The sequence below is a fragment of the Sporosarcina trichiuri genome (assembly GCF_030406775.1).
GTDB classification, from domain to species: domain Bacteria; phylum Bacillota; class Bacilli; order Bacillales_A; family Planococcaceae; genus Sporosarcina; species Sporosarcina trichiuri.
In genome coordinates this window covers 636,292-657,899 of sequence record NZ_CP129119.1, presented here as the reverse complement: position 1 = coordinate 657,899, position 21,608 = coordinate 636,292, and the positions used below count along the sequence as shown (strand labels likewise).

Here is a 21,608-nt window from a genome sequence, read left to right as displayed (position 1 = left end):
AGACGACAAAGATGCTTTTTGCTGTTGAAAAGTCTAGTAAGACGATGTGACATCACGCAAATTTCAGATCATACCAGTCCTTCGCTGCCTTCACTTCCTGCATCGTCAGCTGATGGCCGGCGTGTTCCCAGTGGAGTTCGACCGAGGCGCCGGCCTGTTGCAGCAGTTCCTGCAGCTCTGTCGATTCCGCCTGCGGGCAGATCGGATCGTTGGTGCCTGCGCCAATCCAGACGGTTGTGCTCTTGAGATCCGGCAGCTCAATAGAACGGATCGGTACCATCGGATGGAACAGGACGGTCCCTTTCAGAACATCCGCGTAATGGAACAGCAGGCTTGCGGCGATGTTGGCGCCGTTTGAATAGCCGACAGCGACCACGTTTGCCGGATCGAAACTATACTCATCGGCAGCACTGTTGATGAAATCTTTCAACTCACCCGTCCGGTACACGAGGTCCTCTTCATCGAACACACCCTCCGCCAGCCGCTGGAAGAAGCGCGGCATGCCGTTCTCGAGCACATTCCCCCGCACGCTGAGCACCGAAGCACCCAGATCGATGATGTCTGCAATCGGCAGCAGGTCTTCCTCCGACCCGCCTGTTCCGTGCAGCAGAAGAAGCACCGGCCGGCTTTTATCACTGCCCTCTCTGAAGACGTGCCGCATATTCAACTCCCCCATCTCACAAATACTCCTTTTCGATCACCCGGCTGCTCCGGACAGTATCGATGGGCCGGACGACCGCCTCGATCTGCGCCCGTTTCGGCTCGAGGAACGGCGGCAGTGACAATTTCTCTCCGGCCGTTTCGTACGGTTCATCCTCCAGGAACCCGGGACCGTCCGTCGCCCATTCGAACAGGATCCCGCGCGCGACCCGCGCATAGAGCGAGCGGAAGAAGAACCGGTCGACGTATCCCGAATTGTTCAGGCCGAACGCGTTGAGCCGGCCGATCCATTCGTGGAGCGCCCCTTCATCCGCCACCCGGAATGCCGAGTGGTGAATGGTCCCGTACCCTTGCCGGCCGCTAGGCAGCGACGTATTGTGCTCCACGATGACCTGTGCACCGTTGCCGCCCTCGCCGACTTCGAACAGATGGAGATCGCCATCCGCCACAATCTCACGGAACTGCATGACGTCTTCCAGCAGCTGCTTGAACGGAATGTAGTCCGCAATCCGGATATGGACGGGACCGAGCCCGGTTATCGCGTATTCGAGCGGGACGGGTCCGTTCTGCCACGGCGTCCCCGGGGCAACACCTGTGTCGCCTTCATCGGACACGAGCATATACTGCTGGTCATCGAAGTCCGTGAATGATAACGTCTGTTTTCCGAACACCTTTTCGATGCCAGTGTGACGCACGTCGTATTTGTCGAAACGCTTCACCCAGTAGCCGAGCGCTTCATCGGATGGCACCCGGAATGCCGTCTTGTGGATTTCATTTGTCCCGTGCGTCCCTTGCGGAATTCCCGGGAAATCGAAGAACGTCATATCGGTGCCGGGCGATCCCGTGTCATCTGCGAAAAACAGGTGGTACGTGCGGATGTCGTCCTGGTTCACCGTTTTCTTCACGAGCCGCATGCCGAGGGTGTAAGTGAAAAACTCGTAATTCTTTTCTGCGCTGCTTGTGATGGCGGTGATATGGTGGATCCCTTTCAGTCCGTTCATAATCGGTCTCTCCTCTTTTATCTTGAATTCAAGATAAATAATAGCATGACTCCCCTTCCTCGTCAAAAAGACTGTTCGCACACAAGCTAGACTATTCACCCACCTATCACTAGTAAAGTAACATCCTAACTCATCGTATAGTTATGAAACTGCTGTTCTCTGCGTATGCTGACTTTACGGAAGACCAAACAGTCCGGATGCCCTAGCAATGAATAGGAGGAAGGGAGTATGGAAACGGGAACAGGAAGTGTACTGATATTTAGTGCAAGTGCAATTATCTTACTCATACTCATATCGATGGCTGTGCTGGGTGTATTCAGGGAATTATCATCAACTGAAGACCCGGGGACTTCGGATATCCTGCCGGAATTCACTTCCACGAAGTCCATCGATGAGGGCACAGTATGCATGGACAAGCAGGTACAGCCAGAGAGTTCCCACAGGCTGTCGCCGGCAGCCGGTCCTCGATGGGAGCTCGTCTGGTCGGATGAATTCAACGGGCACTGCTTGGACCCGGATAAGTGGACACCGGAAGACTGGGCCGCCGAAAAAAATAATGAGCTGCAATATTACACGGCAGCCAATGCAGAAGTCCAAGACGGACAGCTTATCCTGACGAGCAGAAAAGAACCGTTCGGCGGGCGCCGGTATACGTCGGGGGCTGTCCATACCCGGGGGAATTTTAGTTTCCTCTATGGAAAAGCCGAAATGAGGGCCAAGCTGCCTGCAGGGCAAGGGGTGTTTCCCGCTTTCTGGATGATGACTGACAAAGAAGAGACATGGCTCCCTGAAATCGACATCATGGAAATGCTCGGACATCGCTCGGATGAGATCTGGATGGTCTCCCATTGGCTGACTGAAGAAAACGAACTCACCAGTGCTTCGCAGACTTTTACGGGAACCGACTTTTCGAAAGACTACCACGTGTTCAGTTTGGAATGGACCCCCGAGTCCCTTGTTTGGCGGATTGACGGTGAGGAGAGGTTTAAAGTGACATCGCCGATCCCGCATGAACCAATGTATCTGTATCTGAATACTGCCATCGGCGGTAACTGGCCGGGGTCACCTGACGAGACAACACGCTTCCCTGTCACCTTTGAAATAGACTATGTCCATGTATACCAGATAGCACAATAGGGATCCTTGTAATTTTTCCTTGCACACCGACATATAGTCATGGGTTGCCATCTTTACACAAAAATAGAATGTCAAAATGGAGGGGCCAAGATTGATATTGCTTATGATTACTCTAGGGTTTTACAGCTGTTTCCTTCTGTTCCATCTTCTCTATACATTCATCCCTTTGTATACGAGCAGGCGCTCGGAAGCGAATCTGCCGACTGAACAGAAAGGGATGAGCATCGTCATTCCAGCGTTTAATGAACAGGCAGTCATCGGTCATTGCCTGGATGGCATCCTCCGTGTCGACTACGGAAACAGCGAAGTCATTTTCGTGGACGATGGATCGGCTGATGGCACTTTCTCCATTTTGGATGCACGTCTGAAGCTGCAGCCCACCAGCAAACAGAGAACCGGGCATCTGACCTCAGAACGGATTACTGGCATCTTTCAGTCGGAACTATATCCGCACATATGGGTGATCGACAAAGAAAATGGCGGCAAAGCGGATGCGCTGAATGCCGGTATCGCTTTTTCTTCTAAGGAACTCGTGATCACCTTGGATGCTGACAGCATACTGGACCCCAGCTCTCTGACTGAAATGAACCGGGCCTTTGCAGACAGCTCCGTGGCTGCTGCTGGTGGCATGGTCAATATCGCGCAGGGATTCAAACGCCAGGATCGTATTTTCACTCCGTATTTCCAGCTGTCGAATCTTATTCGGTGCCAAGTGATACAGTACTTGACGACGTTCTACCTTTACAAGGCCACCCAATCAAGACTGGGATCAATAACTGTCATTGCAGGGGCTTTTGGAGCATTCCGCCGAAGTGTGCTTCTTCAGGCAGATGGATATCGGAAAACGGTCGGTGAGGATATGGATATCACACTTCGCATACAGCAGCTGATCGGTACGGTCCTGAAAGGGAAGCGTATTGTTTTTGTGCCGGAAGCTGTCTGTTATACGGAATGTCCGGCCAGCTTGAAAAGTCTGTTCAGACAACGTATACGCTGGCAGAAAGGGTTTCTGGACTGTTTTTTCTCTTACAAGCAGCAATTATTCAGGAAATTGAACAACAGAGTCTCCACCTACCTGCTTCTGGACTCATTGATTTTAGGCACGCTTTCCGCTTTCCCGACTCTCCTGATCCCAATTTTACTAATAATGACGATGAGTCATCTGAAGTTGACTTTCCTGATGTTCCTGATCTCCATCGTACTTGCTGTCATGCAGAATGTTGCCGTGCTGATCGTATCTAAGCGATACGGACACACCTACACCTTCAAAGGATATCTGTCCGTCTTATGTTTCCTTCCTATAGAAGCAATCGGATTCCGTCTGACTAACCTGCTATTTGTGACAACCGGCAGTATCCTCTATCTATTCAATAAAGAAGGATGGAACAATTCCGAACGGGTCGGCAGCGGATTCAGCGGTGATACGGACAACCGGCAGCATTCAGAACCACTTGATAGTAGGAGGATTGCATGAAAAAACACACATGGGCCAACCTTATATTCACTCTTGTGTTTTCGACTCTCTTTATACCGCTCTGTTATCTGCTCATCCAGCATCTGATGGAATATAAAGTTCCGCACGTCTCTGCGAAAGAATCTTACAACAGCCATATAACAGCGAAATCACCGGTCATCCGCGACTTTTCAAACGGTAAAGCAGCCGCTCAAGTACCGGTGCTCATGTACCACCAGATCATCCCCGAGCGTAAATTGGGTCCCCAGCATTACAAAGAAGATGGAAGCTTGCTGGATGTAGTGGTGACGATGGAGCAGTTCATCAGGCAGATGGATCATTTACAGAACGAAGGATACACAACCCTTTCTCTGGAGGAATTCGAGGGATTCCTAAAAAAAGGAGAAACCGTTCCTTATAAAAGTGTCTTGATCACGTTTGACGATGGCTATAAAAACGTTTTTGAATTCGCCTATCCTGTACTGAAGGAGAGGAATTTCCAAGCCGTCCAATTTCTGATCACGAGCATGATAAGTTCCGAAAAAGAACTTTACGACCCTCTCCTTCAGCAGTATGCCAGTATTCCAGAACTCATGGAAGCAGCGGATGTGTTCGACTACCAAAGCCACTCGCATGCTTTCCACAAGAGAGACGGCACAGACACCGCCTACTTGAACGCCTTCGGCAGATCCGAGGTAAAGGAAGATCTCGAGCAGGCAGCCGCTTGGCTCGGTACACGAAAAGCCTTCGCCGCTCCTTATGGTGAATACAATGGCAGTACGCTTGATGTTCTCAAGGAAATCGGCATCAGCATGGCGTTCACGATAGAACCGGGTACTATTTCTCCCGGTCAGGACCCGCTGACGCTTCCGAGGCATGGGATCTTCCCTTCATACCCGATGTCCGTTTTCAAGAATATTGTCGAGATGAAAGCAGATTAACTAAGACATGAATTGTCCATGCGAAAACATTGACCCTTCCATTTGAAGGCAACTCATAAAAAGAAAACGGACCTTCAGCTGAGCCGCAAAGGTCCGTTTTTTTACATTTACTTATTATGATTCATGAATCATGGTCAATCCTGCTCCCTTGCCTTCTGCGTATCCCGCACGTTCTTTTGCACGGTGATCGCGGAGAAGATACTTAGCACGAACGCCATCGCATAGAACCCTTTCTCGCTGAGGACGATACTGCCCGCGTTGAACAGGCCGATCGCCATGAGGGCAATCGCGATGACGATGGCCATCCAGCTGATGCCATAGTAGATCGGCGTCACCGGGATGCCTTCTTCACGGTCGCGCACCGCCTTCTGCAGCGACACGGCCGCGTACAGGCCGAATACGAGGATCGCGAAGTAATACCCTTTTTCATTCAGCTCCATCGCCGCATTGAACAGCCCGATCAGATACGCGCCGATTCCGATCAGCAGCGCCGCATAGGAGGCCCCTTTGAATGCCGGTGTCGGCTCCCCGCTGTTCGGCACACGCCGGTCGCGCCGCTTGTCTTCCGTCTCATCCCGCTCCATCTCCATGTCTGCCAACTCCTTTTCTCTCATCATATATAACCCGGACGCTGACGGCAACTACTATTCTGACAATACTAAAAATGGCAGCCTTTCTGTAAGGAGTGGTGATTGATCCTGAAATCTCCTGCTACAGACGGCCGATCTGATGGAACAAACCTGTATACACGAGCATCATCACCCAAACGATCACGACACCGGTCCAGCTGGCGCGGCGCCGGTCCGCCGCTTCCAGCAGCTCATCGGGCGCCGTCCGGGTTTCCAGATGACGGAGTTTCCGCAAGACCACCCATCGGTACAGGGAAGTTCCGCGGAACCCGAGCAGGATACCGAACGCAATGGTCAGGCAGTATTCAATTGGATCTGCATCGAATCTCATAATTGCAGCCAGAACATCGATCAGCAGATAGACAGCCAGGATCCCAGCCACCCCTCCATAAATCTTGCGGTAGCCCATCCAGAAGAAGATGAACAGAAACGCGCCCCAGTTGAAAGAAATCTTCCTTTCTGCTTTCCAGCGGGATAGATAATAATCGACGTTTGGACCGACCAGCAAGTGCAGAGCATCGGAATCCAATTCGGCTGGTGTATTGGTTTGCTGCGCTGTCATACGGCACCTCCCGTTCCAAGATCATGGTTCCACATTCGCAAGCAGTCACGGTTCGACAGGCCAAATCACATTCCCATGAACTCTTCATAATAAAAGACAAGCGTCAATACGAAGCTGACTACTACGGACAACAGCAACCCCATCATCACAGGAGAAATCCGGAGACGGAACACCCGGACAGCCCCCGCCTCCCCGCCGGTCATCCCCCGGACATTGGAGTAGTAGACATTCCGATTATGGTTCATCACGAAGGAAAACAGCCAAGGCACGGCGAAGATCAGCAGGCTGCCAAGGAAGATCGTTTCCATGAAGGTCCACCCGAGATACCGGGCCAATCCCAACAAAATCACCGCCTCCACTGACATGGTCAGCAGGATGATGACGATTCGTTTCAATAGAACGCCTCGCAATGATTTTATTTTCAATCAATTCACTTCGCAGCAGCCTCTTCAGCTGCTTTCTTCAAGTGCAAACACGTCTGTTCTCTTACTGCAGAAATCAGAGATGACCCAGGTACATATTCACGATCCGCAGGTGGAACGGCTCGCAGCCCTGCCTCTACCGCTGTAACCTTCGGTATAAGAAGAGAAGTACGCGTTTATAGATTTGGTTGTCCATACTTAAACCTATCCTTCGTTAATGCTCAATTGACTTGTATGGATGGTATAACGATAACATTCCAAATTTCCACATGATCAATGAAACGAAATAAACAATCCACCTACAGCTGCTGCCACTCAATCTTTCATGGCAATCATTTTATACTTGAACAGCAAGGTTATCACATAGTTCATGATGAAGTGGATAACGGTCGGCACCAGCAGATTGTCTGTCTTGAAGTACACCCAGCCGAGCGCAATCCCCGGCAGGCTGATGTTCAGAAGCATGAGGGGTTTCTTGAAATATTGGACGTGGAACAGTAGGAAAACGACGGTCGCCAGCAGGATCGCTCCCCAGGAACTATCGGTCCAGAGGAAGAAAAGATTTTGCAAAAGACCCCTGAAGAAAAGTTCTTCAAACAGCGCCCCCGCCAGCATGACTGCTGTAATACTTGCCAAACTGCCCTCCTGGTAAGCCTTGTTCCCTTCATCCACTGTACTCGAAGGCAGCAAAACTGTCAGAACAATTCCATAGCCAACCAACGCCAGTGTAATTGCTGCTGTCCACAGCAGCAGGTCCCCTGGTTTTTCGAAAGACAATAGCTGTCCGATATCCAAGACATCCAAGACTGCAAGCGCAAACAAAAAAGCGGCGCAGATGAATGAAAACAGCAAGAATACGGACGCTGCATTTTTTTGGTCGAGCGATTGTTTTGGTTGTTCCAGTTCGATAGCTCGTTTCTTCATGTCGATCACCTTTTCAATTGAGCTGCGTTTACTCAGCCATTCTATACCTGCGACTCTTCTGATTCATCAGCGTATATGCGATCAATCGCATGGAGTTTCCATCTGCCTACAGCAGCATCCCCAAATGCGATTCAAAGTTCACACCCGCCACAGTCGGTACCTGCTCGGCTGACGTCGACAGGATAGCGGCGGATAAGAACGCTTCCGCAAGCTGCATGGTCTCGATCGGATCCTGCCCGCGCATCAGTCCGCCCATCAGGACAGAGGAGAACAGATCCCCAGTTCCTGAGTAACTCATTCCGTTATAGGCTTGGAGGCTCGGAAACGATCGGGTGCCGTCCATGTACAGATTGCCGACCAGCCGGGTGCCTTGCAGAACAGGCGGATTCAACCCGGTGATGATCACCGTCGCGTCCGTCTCTGCCTGAAGTTGCCTCCCCGCTTCTTCGATCGCGGCGACATAGTCCTCGTTCGTCCGATATGTCTGCAGTCTGTCATACGGCAGCCCCGTCAGCAGGCAGCACTCCGTTACGTTCGGTGTGATGACGTCCGCGTTTTTCACCAGCTCCTTCATGTAACTAATCAGTTCCGCACTGAACACATCATACAGCTGCCCCCGGTCACCCAGCACCGGGTCCACGAGAAGCGTGGTCTCGTCTTTGTAGAACGTATGTAAAAACGAAAAAATATGATCGATCTGTTCCTTGCCCGTCACAAACCCGGTCTGGATCCCGTCAAACGTAGCGCCCATCTTCCGCCATTCGTCGATGAAACAAGGCATCTTCGCTGTCAGATCTTCACTTTGATAACTCGGATATTCCGTCTGCGACGTCAAGATGGCCGTCGGCAGCGGCACGGCCTGCACGCCCATGACGGAAAGCACCGGAATCGCCGCTGTCAGCGAGCATTTGCCGAACGAGGACATATCCTGGATGACTGCAACTTTCTTCATTGGAACCCCACCTAACTCTTCGTTACGTACACTTCTTCCATCCTACCATAAGAACGTGGACACAAGAATATTGAAATCTCAATTTCTTCCTTCCGTAAACTGACCCTTAACATTTCATCGGAACTGACACTTTTACAATGGTCAGCTATTCTGTACAATGAAACAAATGATCCTTTCGAAAAGTCAGGAAGTGAAATCACTTATGCAGACAATCCACCAAACACCGACACACACACGCACCAAAACACTGGACCTCGTTTTGACAGGCCTTCTGTCCGCCATCGTCCTTGTGTCCACCGTCTTCATCAATATCAAACTGCCGATCGGCCAAGGCGGCCTCATCCATCTCGGAACCGGCGCCCTGTTCACGGTCGCCATCCTATTCGGACCGAAAAAAGGCGCCCTCGCCGGTGCGATCGGCATGGGCCTGTTCGACATTTTCGGCGGCTGGCTCATCTGGGCGCCGACGACGATCATCGCCCGCTTCCTGCAGGGCTACATCGTCGGCAAGATCGCCTGGTCGAACGGTCATCGGGGCAACAGCGTCAAACTGAACATCCTGGCAGCCGTCGCCTCCACACCGGTCATGCTCGCCGTCTACTACATCGGGCAGGCGATCATGTACAACAACTGGGTCGCCCCGCTCGCCTCCATCCCGGGCGATCTTATCCAGAGCATCGTCGGCATGCTCATTGCCATCCCGCTTTGTCTGACACTAAAGAAGACACCGTTTTTCCGGAATCGATGACAGTGAAAAAGCAGCGAAGCAAAGCCAATCGGCCCGCCTTCGCTGCTTGTTTTTTCATGTCAATCACCGGTCCATGTCCAACTTACCGGATCGTAATGACAATCTTCCCTTTTGCATGGTGTGTCGCACTCAAATCATGCGCATCCCGCAATCCTTGTTCAGTCAGCGGATACGTATGCCCGATATGCGGTTTCACTTTACCGTCTTCGATCAGCTGTCCGAGTTCCGCAAGCTGTTTCCCATTCGGATTCAGCCACAGCGACTCCGCGGTGATCCCCTTCTCTTTCGCTTTCTCCGCATCCGGTTCCCCGGCAATAGAAACGAGACGGCCGCCTTTCTTCACGACGTCCATACTCTTCTCCAAGATGTCGCCGCCCATCGTGTCCACGACCAGGTCCACGTCCTTTGCGACATCTGTAAAGTCCGTCGTTTTATAATCAATGAATTCATCCACACCGAGCTCCTTCAGGAACGCCTCATTCTTACTGCTCGCTGTCGAATACACAGTGGCACCGAAGTTTTTGGCGATCTGGATGGCATAGCTGCCGACCCCGCCGGAACCCGCTTGGATGAGTACCTTATCTCCTTTTTTCACCTGCCCGAAATCGACGACGCATTGCCAGGCCGTCAGTCCGGCCAGAGGGACGGCAGCGGCTTCTTCAAAACTTAAGGAATCCGGTTTCAGCGCCACCAAGTCTTCGTCGACCGCCACATACTCGCTATACGTGCCGTTTTCCATAGCGGGACGCGCGAAGACCTTGTCGCCCTTCTTGAATTGCGTCACTTTGCTTCCGACTTCGCTGACGACACCCGCGGCATCCCAACCGAGAATCAGCGGGAAGTCGAAAGGCATCGCATCTTTCATATACCCCTCCCGCACTTTCCAGTCGATCGGATTGATGGACGTCGCATGCATTTCGATCAGCACCTGATTATCATTGATGTCCGGTATCGGCAGCTCCTTCTCGATCAGCTGATCCGACCCGCCATACTGTTCAATTACGATTGCTTTCATGTCAGACACACTCCTTTGGATGTTGGGTTATACATATTTTGCTGAATGCTTTTCCAATCATCTATACCCGGAATGGACGAATCGACACAAAAGCCGCCATACGACTAAATAAACCAGGAAACCATCGGCTGAATGAGGCCCCTTGCTTATCCATGGTATTCAACAGCCAGATGCGTACAATGGAAGATAGGTTACCGATCGAAAGGATGAATGGCATGGAGATGTCCACACTGAAAGAAAAATTAGATTTGAAAGGAACCATACTGGAACAGATCAGCCAGGTGCAGCAATGGTTCGCAAGGCAGTTCGAGTTCGAAAACCTCGACGTCCTGCTGGGGAATGAAGAGCCGATCACCGAGCAGTTCCTTCGGGATAAAATGCTGGAACAAGGACGCGGCGGTCTGTGTTACGAACTGAACGGCCTGCTGTATCTCGTCCTGAGAGACCTGGGATTTCCCGTCCAGCTCGCCGCAGCCACCATCTGGGTGCAGCCGCGTAACAGCTATGCCCTCGACCGCACGCACGTCATCAACCTGCTCGAACACGATGGCACCCTCTACCTCATCGACAGCGGCTTCGGCAGCAACCTCGTCCTGCAGCCGGTTGCACTCGAAGGAGACGCTGTTACGTCACCCGCCGGCACGTTCCGCTTCCGCAGCGAAACGACCGAAAAAGGGACAATGGTCTTCGAGCAGCAAACGGACGCAGGTTGGGAACGCCGGTATGGCCTGTATCCCGCTGAGATCGAGTGGTCGCATCTTGACAGTGTCAAACAGCAGATCCACCACAGCCCGGAATCGTCGTTCAACAAAGCGCTGCTTATCGCGAAAGTGACGGAGGATGGGACGTATTCAATTAATGATGAGCGGTATCACAGTAAGGGCAAGGATGGCGAAGAGACATTGCAATTCAAAGAATCTGGCGAGCTGCTGGAGCAGGTCAGACAGCATGCATCACCCGCGGTTTATGACACGGCTGAACGCTATCTGGATACAAAGTAAACTGAACAGCGTTCGAGCCACACAACCAGTCATAGCTATTACGAACGGAACAACGTACAATGAGTGAGACAGTAGAGAAATCCATTTCTCATTCATTAAAGAAGAGGTGCATGACTTGAAGCAGTTTGAAACCACATTACCCGAAAATTACGAGGCATTGAAAAAACAGGCCAATTACACGTCCAGCTGGCGCGACCGCTTACATGCAGTCGAAGAATTATCTGCGTATCAGCACGAGAAAGTCATCGATCTGCTGAAAAACCGGATGCAGCACGATACGGTCTACCAAGTGCAAACCGCAGCCTATGACGCACTGGCCGCGTTCGGCGAAAACGTTGAGAAGCCGGCGCCTGCACGGTTTGACATCATCAAAAACACCGACAAGATCTTTCTGCGGGTGAAAAAAAGCCTGCCGAAGGACCATACCGTGGCCGACTTCGCAGACAAATTGAAACGTATGCGGCTGGATGTCTATGATGCGTACGAAGGCGACAAAGGCGAACAATTCATGACGTGGTTAGAAGAACGCTGGGCAAAACTGTAAGAGAGAGTTTTGTGATTCATTAGGAAAGCCATTCGCTCCGCTTTTATGGAGAGAATGGCTTTTTTTAACATTACAGGTCGCAGCGGATTTATAACCTGCTGATCCGTTCGCGATCGTTTTCAGTGAGGGCAAAGTCGAAAATCGCTAGGCTTTGTGCTTGCCGCTCTTTGTTATGCGACTTCGGGATGACGATCACATCGCGCTCAATCAGGTAACGCAATACAACTTGCGCGAACGTCTTCCCGTACTGGCTTCCGATTTCCTCCAGCGTCCGCTTCGCCTGTTCATCGATTCCGCCGAGCGGCGACCAGGCGACCGTTGCAATATCGTTTTTCGCATTATAGGCAACGAACGCGTCATTCCAAGTGCCGACCTGCGATTTTATCTGATTCACAGCCGGCCTCACAGTCCCCTTCTCCAGAAGCAGATCGATGTGCTCTTCCTTGAAGTTCGAAACCCCGATCGCCTTGAATACACCGCGCTTATAATACTCTTCTAAGATTTGCCACGCTTCCACCATTTCAGCCGGGTTGTCCCATGGGTTGTGAATGAGGAACAGATCGATCGTATCCGTTTGCAGTTTCTCCAAGCTCTTCTCAATTTCAGCATGAGCCCAATCCGCCCCAGCAAACCCTTCGAATGTATTCAGCTTCGTCGTGATGAAGAAATCCTCTCGCGGAATTGACGAGTTTGCGATCCCCTGACCAAGCACTTCTTCGTTGTTATAGACTTGCGCCGTGTCAAAATGACGGTATCCGTTTTCAATCGCCCAGTCGACTTCCTGCGTATCTCCCCGCAACGCACCTCGATACTCGTTTCCTTCTTTTCCGTACGTATTCGTCCCGCTGCCGATGATGGGAATCTCGATGCCGTTATTCAGTGTGATCGTCTCCAAAGGAATCCCTCCTATACTGTACATCCAATCTTACGCATTCCGAAGTACTTCGGCAATCGATTTGTTCTGAACATTCATAGAATGACCTTCTCAATGGATCGCACAACCGAGACGTTCCCGGAAGTTTGGCAGTTCCCATAGAGGGAAAATGAGAGAACGGACTTGCAGATAAACTAATCGTAAAGGAGCAGGATTAAAATGAAGACTGACCAATCACATCGGTTGAACGACGGGACGAGCCTTCCGTCCATTGGTTTTGGAACGGTGAACATCAATGGAGCACAAGGTGTCACGTCTGTTGTAACCGCCATCGAAGCGGGCTACCGGCTCATCGATACGTCGACGAACTACAATAACGAGGGGATGGTCGGTGAAGCGATCCGGCGGTCATCTGTCCCGAGGGAAGAACTGATGATCAGCTCGAAACTCCCTGGCCATTCCCATGAGTACGACAAAGCGATCCTCATGATCCAGGAATCGCTGTACCGGCTCGGACTCGACTATTTCGATAAATATCTGATCCACTGGCCGCTGCCAAAGCGAGGCAAGTATGAAGAGGCGTGGCAGGCGCTCGTCGATGCGCAGAAGTTCGGACTGATCAAGACGATCGGCGTCTCGAACTTCCTGCCGGAACACCTCGAGCGGATCATCGACAAAACAGGTGTGACGCCGGCAACGAACCAGATTGAGCGCCATCCCTATTTCAATAACAATGGATTGGTCGAGTACAATAAAAGCCAAGGCATCCTGACAGAAGCCTGGAGCCCGTTAGGCCGTGAAATCAATGACGTGTTGACAAACGATACCATTGCATCGATCGCTGAGAAATACAACAAAGAGCCCGCGCAGATCATCATCCGGTGGAACCTGCAAAATGGCGTCTTACCGATCGTGAAAGCATCGTCCTACGACCATCAAAAAGCGAATCTTGACGTCTTTGACTTCAAATTGAGTGATGAAGATATCCAGACGATCGATTCCTTGGATAAGGGCGAAGAGGGACGAGTCGAAGGGCAGCACCCGAACGAATATGAAGAGTTTGAGTGATCGGCAGTGATGTAACGAATCGTCCAGAGCATGAGGGGATGCCTGTCCATCGGTAACCAAAAATAAAAGACGTCCTCCATCCGCCAGTATCAGCGGCGGATGGAGGTCGTCTTTTGATATATAGACATTAACACAAGCAGCGATCGATCTGCCGGCGTACATTATGCGCCACATCACTCGTTGAACCACTTCTGCCCCCACTCTTCAAGGCTCTCCCAGAACCCTTTCCCCTTCTCGTCCTTCTCTTTTTTCTTCTCGTCCTTCTTTCGTTTCTTCTTCGCCTTTTTCTCCTGCTTCTTCAGATCTTTGATGTCATCGTCAATCAGCGACAGGTCGAAAGCCTCCCCAGATAGTTCACTTGCAGATCGGGACACGACCTTCGCAAAAATAGGCGACGCCGTCGTGCTGCTGGTCGAGGTCAGATAATGGTCGGCGTCTGTCTTATCATAGCCGAGCCACACCGCACCGGCAATGTCCGGCGTATAGCCGACGAACCAATTATCTTTGGAACCCGACACGCCTTCAATCGGCAGCTGCGTCGTCCCCGTCTTCCCGGCGACATCCATCCCGGAAATCCGGGCGTTCCGACCTGTCCCTTCCTCGACAGCCCCTTGCAGCATATACGTCATCTGCGCAGCAACTTCCGCATCCGTCACCTGGACGGACTCGCCCTGCCACGTCCCAAGCACCTTCCCGTCCGCGTCTTTGATTTCCATGATCGCATGGGCTTCCTCCATCACGCCCTCATTCGCAAACGCGGAGAATGCCTGCGCCATCCGCAACGGAGACGTCCCTTTGTCGAGCCCGCCAAGCGCCAGACCGAGTACACGGTCCTTCTTCGTCAATGGGATGCCGAACCGTTCCACCGCATCGACGCCGTTCTGGATGCCGATCTGATCCAGCAGCCAGACCGGCGGGACGTTATACGAATTTACAAGCGCCTCGTACAGGGTCACATGTCCCCGATACTGCTGATCGATGTTGGTCGGGGCATACCCGCCGATATCAATCGGCTCGTCCTCCAGCAGATCCGACATATGGTAGCCCTTCTCGAGCGCCGGCGCATAGACGGCCAGCGGCTTCAAGGCAGATCCAGGCTGCCGTAGCAGCTCGGTCGCATTATTGAAGCGTCCCGGCGTATACTCGCCCCGCCCGCCGACCAGCGCGAGGATCCCGCCCGTTTTCGGACTCACGAAGACAGAAGCACTCTGCAGCAGCTGATCCGGCGGGCTCTCCGGGAAATTCCCGTCATCCGCATACACGGCTTCGAGCGCATCCTGGACGACCGGATTGATGGCCGTCGTAATGTGCAGCCCGCCCGACAGCACTTCATCTTTCGTCAGCCCATACATATCCACCGCCTCGTCGACAACACGGTCGATATAATACGGATAGTTCCCATTATCCTTCGGCACGATCGACGCAGCCAGTTCCAGCTTCTGCCCGACCGCTGCGTCATACTCTTCCTGACTGATGTACTGTTCCTTCAGCATCAGCGACAGCACGAGATTGCGCCGCGCCACCGACTTGTCCAAGTTCTTTCGGGGCGATAAATTAGACGGCGCTTTGAGGAGCCCGGCAAGCGTCGCCGATTCGCTCAGCGTCAGCTCACTGACGTCTTTGCCGAAATACGTCTGCGCCGCACGCTGGACACCCCACGCCCCGTCGCCGAAGTAGATGTAGTTCAAGTACCGTTCGAGGATCTCCTCTTTCGAAAACGTGCGTTCAATCTTCTTGGCAAGGATCAGCTCCTTCAGCTTCCGGGAAAACGTCCGGTCCTGCGTCAAAAACACATTCTTCGCAAGCTGCTGCGTAATCGTACTGCCACCGGACACGATCTTCCCTTTCAGCGCATTCCCGGCAAGCGCACGCCCCATACTGAAATAATTGAGGCCATGATGCTTGTAGAACCGCTGATCTTCCACGGAAACAACAGCGTCCCGCAGCGTCTGCGGAATCTGGTCGATCGAGACCCCTTCAATCTTCGAATTCGACACCTTGCGGATCACGTTGCCATCCGGATCGGTAATGACCGTCGACCGCGGCGCCGGCTTGTCAAGCTCACTCACATCGCTGAAGGCGATGAACAGATTCAGGACAAGCACGGCGCTAAGGGCGGCGAGCAACGCGCCGATGATCGTGAAACGGAGGACACGTTTCTTCAGGCTGAGTTTCTGTTTCATCGTTTTCTTATGCTCTTTTTTATATTGTTTGTATTCGGATCGTTTCATAGTAGGTCCCCTGCTTTTTTACTGTGGAGTTTTGTCGAACTGTGGAGCATAGTATTGACGAGGACGGGTGTTTGAAAGTTGCGGGGGTTGGCTTTAGGGGGATTATGTGCGAGTGGACGTATAAAAATACCCGCGCGAGAAACAAACAGGCTAGTTTCTCACACAGGCACCGATCGTTGTATGAACAGTGTACAATTGTTTAACACACAAGTCACCTTCACAAAAGGTATCGGAAAGTACCTATGGAAGAAAAGGCGCCATTAAGACTTTGCCTGTGCCGCGGTAAACATTCACCAATCCTTCACCAGAAGCGGCGGAACCCAGAAGTGTTTTGCCAGAGCGCTCGACAGTGAAGTCCAAACTGCCAGACCAGGCAATCGCCATATTGCCATCGATCTTCAATTCATCATTGTCCAACTCGATTTCGATTAGTTCCTCTCTTGCAATGGAGGATTCCAGTGCAACGGTCCCTTGTCCGGTCAAACCAAGATTGAAAAGACCTTCACCGCCTAATGAGGCAGAAGAAAGAGTGGAGCGCACCACGGCCTTATGTTTGAGTCCTGAATCACAAGCCAAAAAGAGTCCGTCTTCAATGACGAGTGACTGATGCCAGTCCCCCACGTTCAATAGCAAAATATGCTTGAACGTCGGTTCCAAAACAAGTGTGCCGGTTCCCGTATATTCAGGTTTGATGGCCGATTCTTTAGTCACTTTGCCGCGAATCGTCTTCCCGATAAAGTCCCCTACCCCTTTCAGCCCTGTCGTCGCTTTCACATCCCCTGCCATCCATTGCATGGCGCCGGCCTGAACCGTAATGTTGGACTGACCGACATCGCAAACCAGCTGCCGTCGTCTCACATTCATTTCAGACGCAAAATAGGCGGCTTGAGCACTTGCGCGATCGGTGCTTAATTCTCTTTGAAATTCGACTACTTTAAATGGGCCGAGCTCCTCTTTGACTTTTACATTCGGATTATCTTCAAAATTTCGGATTGTTATAATCATAATCGCCCGCTTTCTGATCTATTTCGTTTTCGGGGATACACAATTTTCGCCGCAAGATACAGCGAAGGTTTGATACGTGGAATCTTATTGAGAGGGACAAGTGTATACAGGAAATCTTTTAGTCTACGATCGTCTCTACAGAAATCAACGTAGATTTCCCTCTTTTGGTAGTTTCGTATCTGAAAAAGTATTCCTTGTTTTCTTCCAGAGGAAAATCTAAATCGGAGCCGATATCTACCTCTGTAATTTTCCCTCCCCCATTTTCGATAACGACAGAATTCTGATTGACTTGGGTAACAGTCGCAAATTCTCCAGTGATAGAATGGCTGCAACCAAACAAGAAGAAAGCAGATAAGATCAATAGCAACGTTTTTCTCATAGGTTTATCTCCTCTTACATTTCGGTGGATTCGCTACTACCTTCATCGCTTTTACATAGTATTGTGCGATGATCAAGTCACCATACAATGTAATTATTTAGGGCACAGGCATCGAAGTTGTGAGGGAAGTGCTAATACAATCCTGTGCCACTTAACTGAAGCAAGGTCGTGATGATATACCGTTTGCCTTCTTCCTCGTCATCAAAATTCTTTTCGTTAAACGTTCTGCCTCTTTCCGTGAAAAAAGTGATCCATTTCCCTTTTTGCTGATAATAATGGAAGCCTTCAGCCAACGCAACGCTTCCTGGCGGCTCGCTTTGCGGAAGTCCATTAGTCAAGACGTAGTCAAAGACGTCATCGGTATTGAGAGTAAAGACTTCCGCGTATTTACGAATGCTCATGTCTTTCACGCCCAAGGTGTCACAGGCAAAACTCAAAGCGTCCCCATAAAGCAGAATCTGTATTTGAGTTTCCTGATCCACTAAAGCTCCTAATTTAGTAGTGGGCACTTCATTGAGCCAGTGGTGTTCGGGTAACGCGCTTTCGACGAACAACCCCCATAGATACTCAATCGCGCCATTCACTGTGGAAAATACTTCAGTCGAATAGGGCATATCCCCTTCTTCTTTCCACACTGCCCAGTGACAGTCAGGACGTTCGGTTGCAAACCAAAAGTCATCCGCTTGAGTAAAGAACATGGCATACGTACGTCCTTGAGCTTCCTTCCATGTTTCATAGCCCAATGATTGTGCAAACTCTGCTGCCAACGGCCCATAATCTCTGGAGAACAGTTTTCTTAAATAGTTTCGAATCATATTGGCAACCTCGATTCTTATTAGGCTTTAACTATTTCATATATCATAGTGTAGAGTGCCTGTGTGTGAAACTATCGTGTTTGTTTAAACATTCATGATTGTTTCTCACACAGGCACCCATCTCGTTAATGTCTTCTTGCCATAACTGCATACGTACCAGCCCAAAGCAAAACAGGTACACCAATTGCTAGAGAAATTCTTAATGAGTTTTGTGGCATGAAATTTATAGAGAAAATTAAAAATAATATAGATGCTACAAAGAAACGATCTCCTCTGGTTTCTTTATCTAGACGTTTCCAGTTTAAGATAACAATTAAATAAGCTAGCGGTGCAAAGCAAAAAGCAATTAACAAGAAAAATCCTTGCTTTAAATACCAAGGTAATTCAGTTTCGTTTCCTTTCATTAAATTCACTCCTTTTCAAAAAATTTCAAAACAAACTGTTGACTAACATCATTATACAGGGTTATAATGGAAAATCAGTGTAGAGTGCCTGTGTGTGAAACTATCGTGTTTGTTTAAACATTCATGATTGTTTCTCACACAGGCACCCATCTCGCAATCTCTTCGAGAATTTCATTAAAACTTATAAAATTCAATCTATTATATATTCCTTTTATCCTCTTAATTTCTTTGATTAATTGACCCAAACTATATTCAATATAAGCTAATTCCACTTTAAAATTGATCGGATCATCTAATTCATTTTTTTCGTAAAACTTATAGGAATTAATTAATTTCACCTGTCCGAGACCTCTTATAAATTTATTTATGAAGTAAAGAAATTCTTTCGAATTATTATAGTTGTGGGTAACATTTAGTTGATTGAAGTATTTGATCACTTGCAAAAACTCTTTATCCGATTTTAATGGAGAATAGTTGAGACATTTAATGAACGACAGATCTATTTCATTTGAATTTCTATAATCAAAATAAAAATCATTAAGCTTTTGTTGATACTCATCACTTACTCCAACAATTTTAAAAGCTTCATAAATATTTTCAAATTTATCCATACCAATTTTAAAAATAGTGCTATTTCCAGTGATTTGCTGTCTATCATAAAAATAGTAAGTCCAGTACTTTTCAAATGCTTCAATTTGGTCATGCTTTTGCATATCTAATACTTCTTCACACAACTTCTTAACCGCTTTTTCGTAATCCGTAAAAACAGATTTCCCTTCATCGAAATCAGAGTGCCTGTGCAGCAAACTTACATGTTTGTTTAAATATTCATGAATGCTTCTTGTACAGACACACTTCATCATTACTTTGGACAATTCACTTTCATTTACAGTTGTTTAATAACCTTCCCTCTCATCAACCAAATACAGATCTTTCTCCCGCTTTCTCCGATACATTGTCACCAACGCCAGCCGTTCTTTCAAATGACTCTGCAGTTCAGGATCCGTGCAATACACAAAGCACCCTTTCTGCCCACGCGTCATGAGCGTGCGGTACGTGTTACGGATGAGCGGATCAGCGAGCTGGCGGGCTCGGTCTGGGTCTTCTTTGGCAATCTTCTTGATGCCTTTCAAGGATTGATCGGTCTTCGCCCTCTTGGTATGGTCGGTGATGAGCTTGCCGTTCTCCATCCGTAAGTCATCACCTACGAGAACACCAACGTAATCAAATTCAAGCCCCTGTGCAGTATGGATGCAGCCTGCTTCCCGAACGGATGAGTTTTCAATAGCCCAGGTGTTTTCGATGTTCCAGCTGATGCCAAAGTCGTGTTCGGGCAAGGTGATGTCGAGGTGTTCGACGTCGAGCCGGTTCTTTTTAGGCCATTCCCAGCAGTAGCCTGCCATCATGCGCGATTTGTTGTTCCGTTCATTCAGCTTCTCGACGTCCGCCAGCATGGCATTCGGGTCGTCGTATACGCGGAAATCGTAGTCCATGCCGAGGTCGTTTGCATTAGCTGTATGCCGGATACCGAGCACGTCATCCAGCCATGCAATGTAGCCGTCGGATCCGTCACATCGGAATTGAGAGACGAGCTGCCGCTTGATGACTTGTGCGTTATATTCCTTAGCATACTTTTCGATCGTCTCCGTACTGCCGATATCACTGAGCGTCACTTTCTGGTTTTCATCGATGAAAAAAATCGTGAACTGGGAGGCGTTAATCAGTTCTTTGACCTGGTTCTCCCCTTTGTTTTGAAACATGCCCGATTTCTCATTGAGCCGGTGGGCTTCATCGACGATCAGGACATCAAATTCGTTGGTTGCCGATTCCGTGAAGCTGCCGGAACCTTTAAACAGGTTGTCGATATGGGACTTTTTGAAGTCCTTTTTCAGTTTCGTTGAATAGATATTACGGGGCGCGGCATTTTTGGTGACATACATCGCTGTCTTATCATTTCCGATCAAGTTCACCAGCAGATTGATGGCCAGTACGGATTTTCCGGTGCCCGGCCCGCCTTCCACCACCATCACCTGTTTCGTCCTCGTCCGCACACTTTCAAGAGCCAGCTGGAGTGCTTCTTCGTAGAAGACTTTTTGATCATCGATCATGACGAACTCCTCGTTACCTTGAAGCATGGCGTTCAGCGTATCCTGCAGCGACTTGGACGGTCTGATCTTACCGTTTTCGATTTGGTAGATCAGCCGGTTTTGGTCGCCTTTCCGGATGTAGTTCTTGATGAACGCACGGAGCTTCTGAATTTCCCCTTTTGTGAAGACTGGGGCACGTTCGATATGAAACTCGTAGTGTGGGTCTGTCAGCGGATCTTGTTCCGTCTTCCTATAATTGTGGAGATACGCACACGGTTTCAGGCTGATTTGTTGTGTCTGGACGTTTTCATTGAAATCTTCGATGAGTGCCGCATACGACCATGCCTGGTACGACGGATGGACAAGCTCCCGTTTCCCGCCCCCGACATATGTTCGGACTACTGCATCCCGGGTTGGAATTTTCTCGACTTCCTCCCATTGTTTCAGTTCCACAATGACGACGTGGTCCTGACTGCCGTCATTCCCAGCTACGAGGAAATCCACTCGCTTTGATGTGTTCGGTATATTGAACTCGATGGCGACGGCCGTGTCCTCTGGAATGTCATCGTCCTGCATGACATTGGACATCTTTTGCAGGGAGTTTTCCCAAGACCTGATTTCCGCCTTGCTGGTCTTCCCGATCTTCTGCTGGTAGGAATTGTAGAGACGGTCGATCAGCAGCTCATTCACCACGTCGCCGACAAACTGCTCTTTTGTTGATTCATAGATAATCATGGACTCACCCGCTTCGTACAG

At 49.9% G+C, this 21,608-nt stretch carries 23 protein-coding genes; 7 read left to right on the top strand and 16 right to left on the bottom strand.

Features of this window, described 5'->3' with window-relative positions:
- Positions 1 to 52: 52 nt before the first annotated feature.
- The gene (locus QWT68_RS03590) at positions 53 to 661 is read right to left on the bottom strand and encodes an alpha/beta hydrolase (RefSeq protein ID WP_290150447.1); all 609 of its coding nucleotides are present in this window, start codon (positions 659 to 661) and stop codon (positions 53 to 55) included.
- 16 nt (positions 662 to 677) lie between these two features.
- Complete coding sequence (locus QWT68_RS03585; protein ID WP_290149608.1) at positions 678 to 1,661, bottom strand: ring-cleaving dioxygenase; 984 nt, start codon at positions 1,659 to 1,661, stop codon at positions 678 to 680.
- A 228-nt stretch (positions 1,662 to 1,889) separates the two neighbouring features.
- Here QWT68_RS03585 and QWT68_RS03580 point away from each other — a divergent pair, with 228 nt between their 5' ends.
- The 3 genes from QWT68_RS03580 to QWT68_RS03570 all read left to right on the top strand — a co-directional run bounded on the left by QWT68_RS03580 (position 1,890) and on the right by QWT68_RS03570 (position 5,192).
- Positions 1,890 to 2,798: a glycoside hydrolase family 16 protein gene (locus QWT68_RS03580; protein ID WP_290149606.1), complete on the top strand. Its 909-nt coding sequence runs from the start codon at positions 1,890 to 1,892 to the stop codon at positions 2,796 to 2,798.
- A gap of 91 nt (positions 2,799 to 2,889) precedes the next feature.
- On the top strand, positions 2,890 to 4,272 hold the full coding sequence (locus QWT68_RS03575) for a glycosyltransferase family 2 protein (protein ID WP_290149604.1): 1,383 nt from the start codon (positions 2,890 to 2,892) through the stop codon (positions 4,270 to 4,272).
- The gene (locus QWT68_RS03570; RefSeq protein ID WP_290149602.1) at positions 4,269 to 5,192 is read left to right on the top strand and encodes a polysaccharide deacetylase family protein; all 924 of its coding nucleotides are present in this window, start codon (positions 4,269 to 4,271) and stop codon (positions 5,190 to 5,192) included. Before QWT68_RS03575 ends, QWT68_RS03570 begins: the two co-directional genes overlap by 4 nt.
- A gap of 134 nt (positions 5,193 to 5,326) precedes the next feature.
- Here the strand turns inward: QWT68_RS03570 and yiaA are convergent, their stop codons facing one another.
- The 5 genes from yiaA to QWT68_RS03545 all read right to left on the bottom strand — a co-directional run bounded on the left by yiaA (position 5,327) and on the right by QWT68_RS03545 (position 8,681).
- Positions 5,327 to 5,782: an inner membrane protein YiaA gene (gene yiaA, locus QWT68_RS03565; protein WP_290149601.1), complete on the bottom strand. Its 456-nt coding sequence runs from the start codon at positions 5,780 to 5,782 to the stop codon at positions 5,327 to 5,329.
- A gap of 121 nt (positions 5,783 to 5,903) precedes the next feature.
- Positions 5,904 to 6,383 carry a DUF2628 domain-containing protein gene (locus QWT68_RS03560; protein ID WP_290149599.1) on the bottom strand — a complete coding sequence of 160 codons (480 nt, stop codon included), beginning with the start codon at positions 6,381 to 6,383 and terminating at the stop codon, positions 5,904 to 5,906.
- A gap of 65 nt (positions 6,384 to 6,448) precedes the next feature.
- Positions 6,449 to 6,778, bottom strand: coding sequence for a hypothetical protein (locus tag QWT68_RS03555; protein WP_290149597.1), 330 nt, complete (start codon positions 6,776 to 6,778; stop codon positions 6,449 to 6,451).
- A 342-nt stretch (positions 6,779 to 7,120) separates the two neighbouring features.
- On the bottom strand, positions 7,121 to 7,729 hold the full coding sequence (locus QWT68_RS03550; RefSeq protein ID WP_290149594.1) for a CPBP family intramembrane glutamic endopeptidase: 609 nt from the start codon (positions 7,727 to 7,729) through the stop codon (positions 7,121 to 7,123).
- Between the two features lie 106 nt (positions 7,730 to 7,835).
- Complete coding sequence (locus QWT68_RS03545) at positions 7,836 to 8,681, bottom strand: pyridoxamine kinase (RefSeq protein ID WP_290149592.1); 846 nt, start codon at positions 8,679 to 8,681, stop codon at positions 7,836 to 7,838.
- 202 nt (positions 8,682 to 8,883) lie between these two features.
- Here QWT68_RS03545 and QWT68_RS03540 point away from each other — a divergent pair, with 202 nt between their 5' ends.
- On the top strand, positions 8,884 to 9,429 hold the full coding sequence (locus QWT68_RS03540; protein WP_290150446.1) for an ECF transporter S component: 546 nt from the start codon (positions 8,884 to 8,886) through the stop codon (positions 9,427 to 9,429).
- An 82-nt stretch (positions 9,430 to 9,511) separates the two neighbouring features.
- On the opposite strand, the gene QWT68_RS03535 is transcribed toward QWT68_RS03540, so the two are convergent.
- Entirely contained in the window at positions 9,512 to 10,444 is a 933-nt protein-coding gene (locus QWT68_RS03535) for an NADP-dependent oxidoreductase (RefSeq protein WP_290149590.1), read from the bottom strand.
- Between the two features lie 215 nt (positions 10,445 to 10,659).
- On the opposite strand from QWT68_RS03535, the gene QWT68_RS03530 reads away from it, so the two are divergent.
- Complete coding sequence (locus QWT68_RS03530) at positions 10,660 to 11,445, top strand: arylamine N-acetyltransferase family protein (protein ID WP_290149588.1); 786 nt, start codon at positions 10,660 to 10,662, stop codon at positions 11,443 to 11,445.
- A gap of 115 nt (positions 11,446 to 11,560) precedes the next feature.
- Positions 11,561 to 11,989, top strand: a complete 429-nt coding sequence (locus QWT68_RS03525; protein WP_290149586.1) for a HEAT repeat domain-containing protein — start codon at positions 11,561 to 11,563, stop codon at positions 11,987 to 11,989.
- Between the two features lie 88 nt (positions 11,990 to 12,077).
- Here QWT68_RS03525 and QWT68_RS03520 read toward each other — a convergent pair whose 3' ends face one another.
- The gene (locus QWT68_RS03520) at positions 12,078 to 12,884 is read right to left on the bottom strand and encodes an aldo/keto reductase family protein (RefSeq protein WP_290149585.1); all 807 of its coding nucleotides are present in this window, start codon (positions 12,882 to 12,884) and stop codon (positions 12,078 to 12,080) included.
- A gap of 198 nt (positions 12,885 to 13,082) precedes the next feature.
- Between QWT68_RS03520 and QWT68_RS03515 the strand changes: the two genes are divergently transcribed.
- Complete coding sequence (locus QWT68_RS03515; RefSeq protein ID WP_290149583.1) at positions 13,083 to 13,931, top strand: aldo/keto reductase; 849 nt, start codon at positions 13,083 to 13,085, stop codon at positions 13,929 to 13,931.
- Between the two features lie 173 nt (positions 13,932 to 14,104).
- Here the strand turns inward: QWT68_RS03515 and QWT68_RS03510 are convergent, their stop codons facing one another.
- From QWT68_RS03510 to QWT68_RS03480, 7 genes are all read right to left on the bottom strand, one after another.
- Positions 14,105 to 16,162 (bottom strand): transglycosylase domain-containing protein, encoded by a 2,058-nt coding sequence (locus tag QWT68_RS03510; protein WP_290149582.1) that lies wholly within the window; start codon positions 16,160 to 16,162, stop codon positions 14,105 to 14,107.
- Positions 16,163 to 16,402: 240 nt separating this feature from the next.
- A complete protein-coding gene (locus QWT68_RS03505; protein ID WP_290149581.1) occupies positions 16,403 to 17,167 on the bottom strand; it encodes an AIM24 family protein in 765 nt (254 codons plus the stop codon).
- Between the two features lie 118 nt (positions 17,168 to 17,285).
- Positions 17,286 to 17,546: a putative periplasmic lipoprotein gene (locus tag QWT68_RS03500; RefSeq protein WP_290149580.1), complete on the bottom strand. Its 261-nt coding sequence runs from the start codon at positions 17,544 to 17,546 to the stop codon at positions 17,286 to 17,288.
- A 131-nt stretch (positions 17,547 to 17,677) separates the two neighbouring features.
- Positions 17,678 to 18,361 carry a hypothetical protein gene (locus tag QWT68_RS03495; protein WP_290149577.1) on the bottom strand — a complete coding sequence of 228 codons (684 nt, stop codon included), beginning with the start codon at positions 18,359 to 18,361 and terminating at the stop codon, positions 17,678 to 17,680.
- A gap of 125 nt (positions 18,362 to 18,486) precedes the next feature.
- A complete protein-coding gene (locus QWT68_RS03490; RefSeq protein ID WP_290149575.1) occupies positions 18,487 to 18,765 on the bottom strand; it encodes a hypothetical protein in 279 nt (92 codons plus the stop codon).
- 134 nt (positions 18,766 to 18,899) lie between these two features.
- A complete protein-coding gene (locus QWT68_RS03485) occupies positions 18,900 to 19,640 on the bottom strand; it encodes a hypothetical protein (RefSeq protein WP_290149573.1) in 741 nt (246 codons plus the stop codon).
- 21 nt (positions 19,641 to 19,661) lie between these two features.
- Positions 19,662 to 21,587, bottom strand: a complete 1,926-nt coding sequence (locus QWT68_RS03480; RefSeq protein WP_290149571.1) for a DUF2075 domain-containing protein — start codon at positions 21,585 to 21,587, stop codon at positions 19,662 to 19,664.
- Positions 21,588 to 21,608: the final 21 nt, after the last annotated feature.